The 12,437-nt window shown below is 74.0% G+C and carries 9 protein-coding genes; 7 read left to right on the forward strand and 2 right to left on the reverse strand.

All coding sequences use genetic code 11. The features are described from left to right. The first annotated feature begins 149 nt into the window (after positions 1–149). Genes CXR44_RS03595 through CXR44_RS03625 form a run of 7 tightly spaced genes read left to right on the forward strand, consistent with a single transcriptional unit; the run spans position 150 to position 8,758 of the window. Entirely contained in the window at positions 150–1,319 is a 1,170-nt protein-coding gene (locus CXR44_RS03595; RefSeq protein WP_101783353.1) for a hypothetical protein, read from the forward strand. Continuing rightward, complete coding sequence (locus tag CXR44_RS03600) at positions 1,316–3,562, forward strand: serine/threonine-protein kinase (RefSeq protein WP_101783354.1); 2,247 nt, start codon at positions 1,316–1,318, stop codon at positions 3,560–3,562. Before CXR44_RS03595 ends, CXR44_RS03600 begins: the two co-directional genes overlap by 4 nt. After that, complete coding sequence (locus CXR44_RS03605; protein ID WP_101783355.1) at positions 3,559–4,464, forward strand: PP2C family protein-serine/threonine phosphatase; 906 nt, start codon at positions 3,559–3,561, stop codon at positions 4,462–4,464. The genes CXR44_RS03600 and CXR44_RS03605 overlap by 4 nt, the downstream gene beginning before the upstream one ends. Next, positions 4,457–5,749, forward strand: coding sequence for a vWA domain-containing protein (locus CXR44_RS03610; protein WP_101783356.1), 1,293 nt, complete (start codon positions 4,457–4,459; stop codon positions 5,747–5,749). The genes CXR44_RS03605 and CXR44_RS03610 overlap by 8 nt, the downstream gene beginning before the upstream one ends. Then, entirely contained in the window at positions 5,749–6,429 is a 681-nt protein-coding gene (locus CXR44_RS03615; RefSeq protein ID WP_101783357.1) for an FHA domain-containing protein, read from the forward strand. The genes CXR44_RS03610 and CXR44_RS03615 overlap by 1 nt, the downstream gene beginning before the upstream one ends. Next, a complete protein-coding gene (locus tag CXR44_RS03620) occupies positions 6,426–7,952 on the forward strand; it encodes a hypothetical protein (RefSeq protein WP_101783358.1) in 1,527 nt (508 codons plus the stop codon). Before CXR44_RS03615 ends, CXR44_RS03620 begins: the two co-directional genes overlap by 4 nt. Continuing rightward, positions 7,949–8,758: a transporter substrate-binding domain-containing protein gene (locus tag CXR44_RS03625; protein ID WP_101783359.1), complete on the forward strand. Its 810-nt coding sequence runs from the start codon at positions 7,949–7,951 to the stop codon at positions 8,756–8,758. The genes CXR44_RS03620 and CXR44_RS03625 overlap by 4 nt, the downstream gene beginning before the upstream one ends. Before the next feature lie 112 nt (positions 8,759–8,870). Here the strand turns inward: CXR44_RS03625 and rpoD are convergent, their stop codons facing one another. Beyond that, positions 8,871–9,974 carry an RNA polymerase sigma factor RpoD gene (rpoD, locus tag CXR44_RS03630; protein ID WP_245898797.1) on the reverse strand — a complete coding sequence of 368 codons (1,104 nt, stop codon included), beginning with the start codon at positions 9,972–9,974 and terminating at the stop codon, positions 8,871–8,873. Between the two features lie 499 nt (positions 9,975–10,473). Beyond that, positions 10,474–12,315, reverse strand: coding sequence for a DNA primase (gene dnaG / locus CXR44_RS03635; protein ID WP_101783361.1), 1,842 nt, complete (start codon positions 12,313–12,315; stop codon positions 10,474–10,476). Positions 12,316–12,437 lie beyond the last annotated feature (122 nt).

Below are 12,437 nucleotides of genomic sequence, written 5' to 3' on the forward strand. Positions count from 1 at the left end.
GATTGCAGGCGTCCTGGGGTTGAATCAGGGTTACGTCAGGGATCTCCCTGCCCCCGTCGGAACCAACCCGCCGGGCCTGCCGTTGAGCGGGTAGAAACGGGGCATCGGGGGCCCTCTTCACGGGGAGCGTGATGAGCCTGGGACCACCCATGAGCCGGGAGGGTGTCGACCACGCGCTCCGGGCGCGCGCCGCCGAGCGCGACCGCATCTCCGGCGACCTGCTCGACCTGGAGTCGCACACCACCTTCCAGGTGCTCAAGGACGCCACCCTGAGCGGGGCCACCCGGCAGCGCTGGGCGCACGCGAAGGCGGCCCTGTCCCGGCTGTGGGTGCTGCACGACGCCTATCTGGCCGTCCTGCGCGACGCCGAGCGGACCAGGGCGTTACGCGGCCGGCCGGGCGCCGACCGGCTCGCCGAGCTGACCGCGCTGCTCACCGGCCCCTCGGTGGTGCTGCCGACCGCGGTCAGGCCCGTCGAGCAGCGCTCCCTGTTACCCGAGTCCGACGCGCGGCTCACCTTGGACGAGGCCGTGCTGCGCATGGACGCCGCCTTCCGCGAGGTGACCGGCGCCCTGTCGGAGGTCGATGCCGTCTGGTCCGCGCTGCTGCCCCGCCTCGACGCCGCCGACGCGCTCCTGCGCACGGTCACCGGCCTGCGCGACCGGCTCGGCGAGACGATCGACCTCACCTCGCCCGCGGACGAGCTCCGCGACCTGCGCGCCGCCGTCGTCGCCGATCCCCTGGGGGCCGCCGGCGCGGACGGCGAGCTGGCGCGCGTCACCCGGGTCCTCGACGACCGCCGCGCCGACCTGGAGCGGGCGCTGCGGGCCAGGGACGAGTACGGCAGGCGCCGCGAGGATCTCCTGGCCGCGCTCGACCGGGTGCGCGCGGCCGAGAGCGAGGCCCGGCTGGCGCACGGCGCCGTCGTGGTGAAGATCTCCCTGCCGCCGAGCGCCGCGCCGCGGAGCGCGGCCGGGGAGCTGGCCGGCATGCTCGACGCGCTCGACGTCGCGGCCGACGGCTGGCTGTCGCGGGCGGTCCGGTTGTCGGCGCTGGAGGGCGCGACGCGGGACGCCGAGAACCGGGCGCGGACGACGGCGAAGGCCCTGTACGGCCTCGTCGGCCGGCGCGACGAGCTGCGCGGCCGGCTCGGCGCCTGCCAGGCGATGGCGGTGCGCAAGGGCAGGGCGGAGGACCCGGTGGCGGCCGGCCTGTACGAGCGGGCGCGGCTGCTGCTGTGGAGCGCCCCCTGCGACCTGACGAGGGCGGCCGAGGCCGTCGAGCTCTACCAGCGCGCTATCCACGGAGGTGGCCGATGAGCACGTGCCGTCAGCCCGGCTGCACCGGGACCATCGAGGAGGGCTACTGCGACCTGTGCGGCCACGCCGCCGCCCCCGCGCAGCCCCCGGCCCAGACGCCACAGACAGGTCATGCGCCGCATCCGGGCCACATGCCGCCGGCGGGACCCGTCTCCGGGAACGGCGGACCTTCGACCGGCGGTCCGGCGACGGGCCCCTCGATCGGCGGGCCGGCGACGAGCCCCTCGACAGGCAGGCCGGTGACGGGCCCGGCGAGCAGCGGCCGGTCGCGGGCCGGGGTGCTCGCCGAGCTGGCCGACCTGCCGTCGGTGCCGTACCGCGACCCGCAGAGCGCCGTCCTGGCCGACCCCGAGGTGCCGGAGGACAAACGCTTCTGCTCCAACCCGGCGTGCGAGCAGCCCATCGGCCGGTCGAGGCAGGGCCGGCCGGGACTGACCGACGGGTTCTGCCCCCACTGCCGCACCCCGTTCTCCTTCACCCCCAAGCTGGCCGGGAACGACCTGGTGGCCGGGCAGTACCGGGTGCTGGGCTGCCTGGCGCACGGCGGGCTGGGCTGGATCTACCTGGCCGCCGACGAGAACCTCGACGGCCGCTGGGTGGTGCTCAAGGGCCTGCTCAACACCGCCGACGCGGAAGCGCTCGCGGCGGCGGAGGCCGAGCGCAGGTTCCTCACCACGGTCGACCACCCGAACATCGTCAAGATCTTCAACTTCCAGCGGTCGGCCGGGCTCGGCTACATCGTCATGGAGTACGTGGGCGGCCAGTCGCTGCACGAGCTGCGCCGCCAGGGGACGCTGCCGCTGCGTGAGGTCCTCATGTACGGCCGGGAGATCCTGCGCGCCTTCGCCTACCTGCACGAGCAGGGCCTGGTCTACTGCGACCTCAAGCCGGCCAACGTGATCAGGGTCGGCAGGCGGCTCAAGCTCATCGACCTGGGCGCGGTCCAGCGCATCGGCTCGCCGCCCGGCTCCGGCTGGGCCACTCCCGGATACCACGCGCCCGAGCTGGACAGCCGGCCGTCGTCGGTGACCTCCGACCTCTACACCGTGGGCAGGACGCTCGCCGTGCTGGCCGTGCCGGGGTTCAGCCCGGCCAGGAACGGCGTCGAGATGCCGCTGCCGGACGACTGCGGCGACACGTCGTTCACCCGGCTGCTGCGCCGCGCCACCGCCGCCGACCCGGCCGACCGGTTCCAGAGCGCCGAGGAGATGGAGGCGCAACTCGTCGGCGTGCTGCGCGAGGTGAGCGCGCTGGCCGACGGCGTGCCGTACCCGGCTCCGTCGGCGCTGTTCGGCCCCGAGCGGATCGCCGCCGGGGCGGCGCTGAGCGAGGACCCCGCCAAGGTGTTCGACGCGCTCGACCCGCGCGCCGCGGCGGCGGCGCTGCCGGTGCCGCTCGCCGACCCGGCCGACCCGGCGGCGGGAGCGCTGGCGGGCCTGGTGGGCCGCGATCCGGCGCAGCTCGTCGCCCAGGTGACGGCGATGCCGACCACCCCGGAGACGCTGCTCACCCGGGCGAGGCTGCTGGCCGAGCAGGCCCTGCCGGAGGCCGGGCAGGCCGTCGACGAGGCCCGCCGGGCGCTGCCGGGCGACTGGCGGGTGACCTGGTACGAGGCGGTGCACGCGCTGGCGCGGGGCCTGACCGGCGAGGCGGTCACCCTGTTCGACCGCTGCGTGAGCCTGCTGCCCGGCGAGTGCGCCCCCAAGCTCGGGCTCGCCTTCGCGCTGGAGTCGGAGCGCCAGGACCCGGTCCACTGGTACGAGCGCGTGTGGCGGGTCGACCGTGCCTTCGTCAGCGCCGCGTTCGGGCTGGCCAGGGCGGGCCGGGCGGAGGCGCTCGACGAGGTGCCGGCCAGCTCCAGCCACTGGGTCGCCGCGCAGCTCGCGGCGGTGGCGTCCGTCGCCCGGCCGGAGCTGCGGCCCGGCCTGCGTGCCCGGCCGGGCGCGGTGACGCCCGCGGAGCTGTCGGCCGCCGCCGATCGGCTGGACCATCTGGCCGACCTCGACCCGCGCCGCCGCGACGCGATGACCGCCGAGGTGCTGCGAGCGGCGCTCACCTGGCTGGATTCCATGAGCGGCCCCCCGCAGGGCGTGCGGGTGGCGGGCGCCGACTTCACCGTGCCCGCCGTCCGCCGTCGCCTGGAGGAGATCTACCGCCGGCTCGCGGCCGGCGCCGAGTCCCGGCGGGAACGGCGCGAGCTCGTCGACCGGGCCAACGCCGTGCGGCCGTGGACGTGGGTATGAGCTGCCCCGTGTGCGAGGCGCCGGTGCTGGACGGCGACTCCTTCTGCGAGGCGTGCGGCCACCCGCTGCACGCGCCCCGGTGCGCGGCCTGCGACGCGCCGGCCGTGGACGCCGAGGGCTACTGCGAGCGGTGCGGCGTGCGCCAGCCCACGGCCCGCGACGAGGCCGAGACGGTGCTGGACGGCGGCGCGGCCGGGATCACCCACAAGGGTCTGCGCCGGGCCCGCAACGAGGACGCCATGGCGCTGCTCGCCCGCGGCGCGGACACCGTCGCCGTGGTGTGCGACGGGGTGGGCAGCTCGCCGCGCGCCGACGAGGCGTCGGCCCTGGCGGCGCGGACCGCTGCCGACGCGCTGGCCGGCGGCCTCGGGCAGGCCGAGGCGTTCGAGCTGGCGGGCCGGGCCGTGGCCGAGCTGGCGACCTCGCCGGACGACGCTCCCGCCTGTACGTACGTGTCGGCGGTGGTCACCGGCGACCGGGTGAGCATCGCCTGGGCGGGCGACAGCCGCGCCTACTGGCTGCCCGGCGGTTCCACCCCTGGCGGCGCCGCTCCTGACGGCCCCCCTCCCGGCGGGACCACTGCCGACGGGACCACTCCCGGCGGGGCCGCCGGGTGCGTCCCGTTGACCGAGGACCACGTGGTGCCGACCGGCGAGATCACCGCCTGGCTCGGCGCCGACGCGGCCGGCGTCGAACCCCATCTGCGGGAGTTCGCCGCGGACGGGCCCGGCCTGCTGCTGGTGTGCACCGACGGGCTGTGGCGCTACCTGGACGGCTACGCCTTCCCGCCCGGCCGCACCCCGCTCGACCTGTCCCGCGAGCTGCTGCGCCACGCCCTCGACTCGGGCGGCCACGACAACGTGACCATCGTCCTGATCCCCCTAGGAGGACAGCATGGGTGACCAGCCCACGTTCACGCTCCACATCGACCAGAACAAGTACCTCCCCCTCGACGGCCGCGAGGTGCACGCCATCCTCACCATCTCCTCGACCGGCGCCGTCACCACCACGACGACCGCCCCGGCCGAGGCCGCCGAGGTGATCATCGTGGACACGTCGGGCTCCATGAGCGGCGGCAAGATCCGCGAGGCCCGGCAGGCGGCGTCCACCGCCGTGGAGGCGCTGCGCGACGGCGTGCACTTCGCGGTGCTCTCCGGCACCGACAAGGCCAGGGTGGTCTACCCGCGCGGGCAGACCCTCGTACGCGCCACCCCCGCCACCCGCAAGGAGGCCAAGGACGCCATCGCCCGGCTGTCCGCCAACGGCGGCACCTCGATCGGCGAGTGGCTGCTGCTCGCCGACCGCCTCCTTTCGGCGCACCCCGACGCCATCAGGCACGCCATCCTGATGACCGACGGGCAGAACAACGAGGGCCCCGAACGGTTCGCCGGCGCGCTGGCCCGCTGTTCGGGCAGGTTCGTCTGCGACAGCCTCGGAGTGGGCTCCGACTGGGCTCCGGCCGAGCTGCGCAAGGTGGCCGAAGCGCTGCTCGGCACGTTCGACTTCGTCCGCGACCAGGGCGACCTGGCCGAGTTCTTCCGCCGGATCACCCAGACCTCGATGAGCAAGACCGTGGCCGAACTGGCGATGCGGATCTGGGTGCCGCAGACCGCGAGACTCGCCTTCGTCAAGCAGGTCTCCCCCACCCTCATCGACCTGACCGGCAAGCGCACCGACGTCAACCCGCTGACCGGCGACTACCCGACCGGCTCGTGGGGCGCCGAGGAGCGCGAGTACCACCTGTGCGTCGAGGTGCCGCCCGGCCGGATCGGCAGCGAGATCCGGGCCGGCTGGGTGAAGCTGGTGCGCCCCGACACCCAGGAGGTCCTCGCCAGCGGCAACGTGCTCGCCCAGTGGACCGACGACCTGGCCCAGTCGACGCGCATCAACGGCAAGGTCGCCCACTACACCGGGCAGGCGGAGCTGCACGAGCTGATCCAGGAGGGGCTGAGCGCCCGCGCCGCCGGCGCGGTGGACGTGGCGACGGCCCGGCTGGCCCGGGCCAGGCAGCTCGCCGCCGAGTCGGGGCGCGCCGATACCGCGCGGCTGCTGGACAAGGTGGTCGAGGTGGATCCGCGCAGCGGCACGGCCCGGCTGCGTCCCAACGTGGACAAGGCGGACGAGATCGAGCTCGACACCGGATCGGTCCGCACCAGCCGGCTGCGCCAGGGCGGGGTGGGCGGCTGATGGCGACCTGCCCCCAGGGCCACGCGTCGGGCGCCGACGACTACTGCGACGTGTGCGGCGCCCAGATGGGCGCCGCCGTGGGCCCCGCCATGGACGCTGCCGCCGGATCCGCGACGGGTGCCGCCGCGCCGGTCCCGGCTCCAGGGCCGGCCGGCCGGGCGGAGCCGCCCGGCGAGGAGTGCCCCGTCTGCCGGACGCCGCGCGCCGGGCAGTTCTGCGAGGTGTGCGGGCACGACTACACCGGCACCGCGCCGGCGCGGGTGGCGGTGACCGGTGCCCGCTGGGAGGCGGTCACCGCCGCCGACCGGGCCTACTACGACGAGGTCATCGCGCAGGGCGGCCCCGACGCCCATGCCGTCGCCTTCCCGCCCTACTGCCCGCAGCGTTCGTTCGCGCTCACCGGCGAGCAGGTGCGGATCGGCCGGCGCAGCAGGACCCGCGGGTCGGACCCGGAGATCGACCTGTCCGGCCCGCCGGAGGACCCGGGCGTCTCGCACCTGCACGCCGTGCTGCTCGCCCACGGGGACGACTCCTGGTCGCTGGTCGATCCGGGCTCCGCCAACGGCACGCGGGTCAACGGCAAGCCCGTCACGGTCAACGTGCCCGTACCCGTCGGCGCGGGTGACCGCATCCACCTCGGCGCGTGGACGGTCATCACCATCCGGCAGGGCACGCCGTGACCGGCCCGCCCGTGCGGGCGCCCGGCCATGGACCCGGGCACGGGCCCGGGCAGGCGACCGGGCAGGCGACCGGGCAGGTGACCGCGCAGGCGCCGGGGCAGGTGCCGGGGCAGGCGGCCGTCCCGGCGTCGCACCCGCTGACGCCCGCGCAGCTCGCCGACGCGCGGCTCGCGCCGTCCCCCGCGCGCCCGAGCCGGTCGGGGCGGAGCGGCGTGCCCGGCCGCGTCCTGGCCCTGACCGGCGCCACGGTGACCGCCCTCGCGCTGCTGTTCGCCGCGCTGGCCGTGGGCGCCGGCTCGGCGGGCGACGGGCTGCGCGTCATCGGCCGTGACGCCGGCCCGCAGGTCGTCGCCACCGCCGGGCTGTACTTCGGGCTGAGCGACATGGACGCGCAGGTCGCCGACGCGCTGCTGATGGGCGAGGAGTACGCCGAACGCCGCCGGGCCGCCGTGGCCCGCTACGAGCAGCGGCGTTCGGAGGCCAACGCGGCGCTGCTGAAGGCGTTCGAGCTGTCCGGCGACGACCGGGCCGAGCGGCGGACCATCCAGTCGGTGCTCGACGGCCTCGGCCGCTACGAGCAACTGGCCGGGCAGGCCTTGCTGCTCGACGCGCGGTCCGGCCACGCCGCCGGTCCGCCGCCCGCGGAGGTCGTCGGGCTCTACCGGCAGGCGACCGACCTGATGCGGCGGGTCCTGCTGCCGCAGGCGTACAACCTGACCCTGGAGAGCGGCACGATCGTGCGCGCCACCCACGACGACAACAGCGCGACCGTGCCGCTCCTGCGCGCGGCCGTGATCGTCACCGGGCTGGCGGCCCTGGCGTGCCTGGCCCTGCTGCAGCTGTACCTGGCGCGGCGGTTCCGCCGGCTGGTCGCGCCGGCGCTGCTGGCCGCGGCCGCGGTGACCGTCGCCGCCGTGGTCGGCGGGGCGGGCGCCCTCGGGCGGGCGCAGGCCGACCTGCACACCGGCAAGAGGGAGGGCTTCGACCCGGTGCTGACCGTGGCCAGGGCGCGCGCCATCAGCAACAGCATGCAGGGCGACCAGAGCCGCTACCTGCTGGACAAGGAGCGGGCCGACACCTACGAGCACACCTTCCTCGACAAGTCCCAGACGGTGTTCTACCTGCCGGCCGGCAACCTCGGCGGCTATCACGCCAAGGTCGCCGAGGGCGCCACGGACTTCCTCGGCCTCATGGGGGTCCAGGCGGCCGGGGCGGACGGGCAGCGCGTCGTGGCGGCCTACCGCACGTTCCAGGAGGCCGACACGACCTTCCGGGCGCTCGTGCGCGACGGCCGTCACCGCGAGGCCGTCGCCGCCCGGCTGGGGCCGGTGCGGGAGGCCTTCGACGCCTACGACCGGACGCTGCTGGCGCTGTCGCAGCGGCACCAGGCCGCCTTCGAGCGGGCCATCGGCTCGGGCGAGCGCGGCCTCGACATCCTGTGGCGGCTGCTCCCCTTCGCCATCGGCGGGCTCGGCCTGCTGGTCGCGGCGGGGGTGTGGCCCCGGCTCAAGGAGTACAGGTGAGACGTCTGCTCGCGGCGGCGCTGTCCCTGGTGGCGCTGGCCGGCGCGGGGTGCGCGGGCGACCGGCCCGAGTCGGTCGTGGACCTCGACGAGATCGTCATCGCGGTGCGGCCCGACCTGCCCTCGATCGGATACCGCCGGCCCGACGGGACGCTGGAGGGCTTCGACGTGGACGTCGGCCGCTACATCGCGGGCCGGCTCGGCAAGAAGGCCACGTTCGTGCCGGTGTACGCGGCCGAGCGCGAGCGAGTCGTCACCTCCGGCCGGGCCGACCTGGTGGTGGCCACGTACACGATCAGCATGGACCGCAAGCAGCGGGTGCTGTTCGCCGGGCCGTACCACGTCTCCTACCAGGACATCCTGGTGCGGCCGGACGAGACGGCGATCCGGGGGGTACGCGACCTGAAGGGCCGGCGCATCTGCGAGGTGCAGGGCGCGAACGCCGCCCAGCGGGTCGTGGAGGAGCGCGGCGTGGCGGCCGAGGTGGTGCCGGTGCGCGACTACGCGGCATGCGTGGCCGCGCTGAAGGCCGGCCGGCTGGACGCCATCACCACCAACGACGTCATCCTGGCCGGGCTCGCCATCCAGGACGGCTCCGGGCTGCGCCTGACGAACGCCCGGTTCAACGAGCAGCGGACCGGGGTCGGCATGCGCAAGGGCGACATCGAGGGCTGCGAGGCGGTCAACCGGGCGATCACCTCCATGTACCAGGACGGCACCGCCGCCCGGCTGCTCGGACGGTGGTTCGGCAGGTCGGGGCTGGACCTGTCGACGGTCGCGGTGCCCCAGTTCGAGGGTTGTTCCTGACGCGCGACAGCGTGGCCGCCGCGGCAGGCGCGACGGGCCCGGGAGCTCACGGGCCCGGGAAGCACGACGGGCCCGGGGGTTCCCGGGCCCGTGTGTCGTACGGCGGAGCGGCTCAGTCGAGGTAGTCGCGCAGCATCTGCGCCCGCGTCGGGTGGCGGAGCTTGGCCAGGGTCTTCGACTCGATCTGCCTGATGCGCTCCCTGGTGACGCCGAACTCCCTGCCCACCTCCTCCAGCGTGCGGGGATGCCCGTCCGCCAGCCCGAACCGGAGCTGGATGATGCGCTGCTCGCGGTCGGACAGCGTCGCCAGGATGTCGTCGAGCTGGTCCTGCAGCATGATGAACGCCGCCGCCTCCATGGGCACGACGGCGTCGGCGTCCTCGATGAAGTCACCGAGGTCGGAGTCCTCCTCGCCGATCGGCGACTGCAGGGACACCGGCTCCTGGGCGATGCGCTGGATCTCCACGACCCGGTCGACCGGCAGGTCCATCTCCTTGGCGATCTCCTCGGGGATGGGTTCGCGGCCGAGGTCCTGGTGGAGCTGGCGTTGCACGCGGACCAGCTTGTTGATCGTCTCCACCATGTGCACCGGGATGCGGATGGTGCGGGCCTGGTCGGCTATCGCCCTGGTGATGGCCTGGCGGATCCACCAGGTGGCGTAGGTGGAGAACTTGTAGCCCTTGGTGTAGTCGAACTTCTCGACCGCGCGGATGAGACCGAGGTTGCCCTCCTGGATGAGATCCAGGAAGAGCATCCCGCGGCCCACGTAGCGTTTGGCGATCGACACCACGAGCCGCAGGTTGGCCTCGATGAGACGCTGCTTGGCCCTGGCGCCCTGCCAGACGAGCTCCCTGAACTCCGGAAAGGCCAGGCGTGAGACCCCGTTGGCCAGCTTGTCCTCGGCGAACAGGCCGGCCTCGATCGACTTGGCGAGCTCCACCTCCTCCTCGGCCGTCAGCAGCGGAACCCTGCCGATCTCCCGCAGGTAGATGCGGACCAGATCGCTGGTCGGCGCCCGCTTGCCCACGTCCTCTTCGTCGGCGCGGGTGGTCTCCTCGTCGCCCTGCGGCTCGAGGACCTCCACACCGTTCTCGGCGAGCATCCGCACGACGCGTTCCAGCGCGTCGGACGGCAGCTCGGATCGGTCAAGCGCGGCTGCGACGTCATCGACGGTGACGCTTCCGCGCTCCCTTCCCTTCGCGACGAGGTCCGCCACCTGATCGACAGAAGGCGGCCCGCTTGGCAGCACCGATGCACCCACGGGAGACAGTCTGCAGTATTGCTTCCATAAAATGGCAGACCCATTTTTGTCACCGAAGGTAAGGCCGCGCCCTTACCGAATTGAGATCCCTTATAGGTTTAGCCGGAGTTTGATCAGGAAAGTAAAGTCCATTACGCGATGTGGATTCGCTGGTGCGACGGCGCACCCGGTCGATCAGGGGCCGGACGCGGGCCGCCGCCTGCCCGGATACCGCGCTACGGCCGGCCGCGAAGTCCGTCCATGACGGACGCGAATAACATTCCACCGCGGCTTCCGGACGGGAGCGCCGTCCCGCCGCCGAAATGGCGCGGATGCGGGTGTCACGACAGCCGCTGCGCCTTGCCGAGCAGCCGCCGCGCCACCACCACCGGTGCGAGGAATGCGCCGCCGACCACCTGCGGGAAGGCCAGGGCCGGATCGCGCAGCACGCCCAGCGGGCCGGCGGACGGCGCGGTCAGCTGCCGGCGGCGCGTTCGCGCAGCACCTTGCGCTGCTGCTCCAGCCCCAGCAGCTCGCCGAACAGCCGGCGGTGCTCCTGCGGCTCCTCCACCGGGTTGAGCCGCTGCAGCCGCGACTTGATCTGGGCGATGGCGCGGTCGACCGCGACGGCCTCGATCGCGGCGAGCATGGCGGCTCCGTAGCGCTCCTCGACGTGCGACTCGGCCTGGATCGCCTCCACCGCGAACCGTGTCACCAGCACCCGTGTCGCCTCGTCGTGCGCGTGCTCCAGCAGCCGGTCGATCCACTCGCGGCCGCCGTGCCCGGCCGACGCCGTGCCGCCCGCCGCCGCGATCACCGTGTGCAGCGTCTGGTGGTCGGGCGCGGTGAACGCCTGCTGATCGAGCGCGTCGAAGCGGGGCCCGAGGAGCGCCGGCCGCTGCACGGCGAGCTTGAGCAGCTCCCCCTCGACCCGCACGTGGGGATCGACCGGGGCCGCCCGGGGGGCACGCTGCGGCTTGCCGTGCTGGGCGCGCGCCACGTCGGCGATGCGCTGCATGACGAACCGTTCGTCCATGAACCCGAGCCACCGGTCGAGGTCGATGGCGTAGCGCTTGCGCAGGCCGGCGTCCTTGATGCCGGCCACGATCGGCGCCGCCGCGTCGAGCGCCGCGATCTTGCCTTCGTTGCTGCGCAGGTCGTAGCGGTTGATGGTGCTGCGGATGGCGAACTGGAACAGCGGCTCGCGGCTCGCGACGAGGTCACGCACGGCCGCGTCGCCCTGCTTGATGCGCAGGTCGCACGGGTCGAGCCCGTCGGCCTGCACCGCCACGTAGGTCTGGGTGACGAACTTCTGCTCGTCGGCGAAGGCCCGCAGCGCCGCCTTCTGACCGGCCGCGTCGCCGTCGAAGGTGAAGATCACCTCGCCGCGGAACTCGGCCTGGTCGAGCAGGAAGCGCCGCAGGATCTTGATGTGCTCCTCGCCGAACGAGGTGCCGCAGGTCGCCACCGCCGTCGGCACGCCCGCCAGATGGCAGGCCATCACGTCGGTGTAGCCCTCGACGATCACCGCCTGGGAGCGCCGGGAGATCTCCCGCTTGGCCAGGTCGATGCCGTAGAGGACCTGGCTCTTCTTGTAGAGCGGCGAATCCGGCGTGTTGAGGTATTTGGGGCCGTCGTCGGAGTCGAGCAGCTTGCGCGCCCCGAACCCGATCACGTCGCCGGTGGCGTCGCGGATCGGCCAGATCAGCCGCCCGCGGAACCGGTCGATCGGCCCCCGCCGGCCCTCCCGGGCCAGCCCGCCCTTGACCAGCTCATCGGCGGTGAACCCGCGCCCCATGAGGTGGCGGGCCAGCGCCTCCCACTCGGCCGGCGCGTAGCCCACCCCGAACGCCTCGGCGTCAGCCCGCTCGAAGCCCCGCTCGGACAGGAACCGGCGGCCGGCGGCCGCCTCGGGCTTCATGAGCCGGTCGGCGTAGAACTCGGCGGCGAGCCGGTGCGCCTCGATCAGCCGGGCGCGCTCGCCGTGGTCACGGCGCGGGACGTAGCCGCCCTGCTCGTACTGGAGCTGGATGCCCGCCCGCTGCGCCAGCCGCTCGACGGCCTCGGAGAACGACAGGTGCTCGATCTTCTCGACGAACGTGATCACGTCGCCGCCTTCGGAGCAGCCGAAGCAGAAGTACATCCCCCGCTCGGGCGTGACGTTGAAGGACGGGCTCTTCTCGTCGTGGAAGGGGCACAGGCCCTTGAGGTTTCCGCCGCCGGCGTTGCGCAGCTGGATGTGCTCGCCGATGACCTCGGCGATGGGGGATCGCTCGCGTACGAGCGCGATGTCGACGTCACGGATGCGGCCAGCCACGCCGTGAGTCTATTGCGGCGGACCGACACTCCCCACCCGGCGGCCGCCGCCCCCGCAGGAAAGGGTGATATCACCCGTAGGGCCGGGAAACCGGGAAAACGTATCCAGCCTGTTGCCCGGTC

This window comes from Nonomuraea indica (genome assembly GCF_002850745.1).
Classification (GTDB): Bacteria; Actinomycetota; Actinomycetes; order Streptosporangiales; family Streptosporangiaceae; genus Nonomuraea; species Nonomuraea indica.

What these genes read in the sequence shown, in the direction of transcription:
- CXR44_RS03595 (WP_101783353.1), top strand. Translation starts at nt 150, where the DNA reads ATGAGCCGGGAGGGTGTCGACCACGCGCTCCGGGCGCGCGCCGCCGAG.
- CXR44_RS03600 (WP_101783354.1), top strand. Translation starts at nt 1,316, where the DNA reads ATGAGCACGTGCCGTCAGCCCGGCTGCACCGGGACCATCGAGGAGGGC.
- CXR44_RS03605 (WP_101783355.1), top strand. Translation starts at nt 3,559, where the DNA reads ATGAGCTGCCCCGTGTGCGAGGCGCCGGTGCTGGACGGCGACTCCTTC.
- CXR44_RS03610 (WP_101783356.1), top strand. Translation starts at nt 4,457, where the DNA reads ATGGGTGACCAGCCCACGTTCACGCTCCACATCGACCAGAACAAGTAC.
- CXR44_RS03615 (WP_101783357.1), top strand. Translation starts at nt 5,749, where the DNA reads ATGGCGACCTGCCCCCAGGGCCACGCGTCGGGCGCCGACGACTACTGC.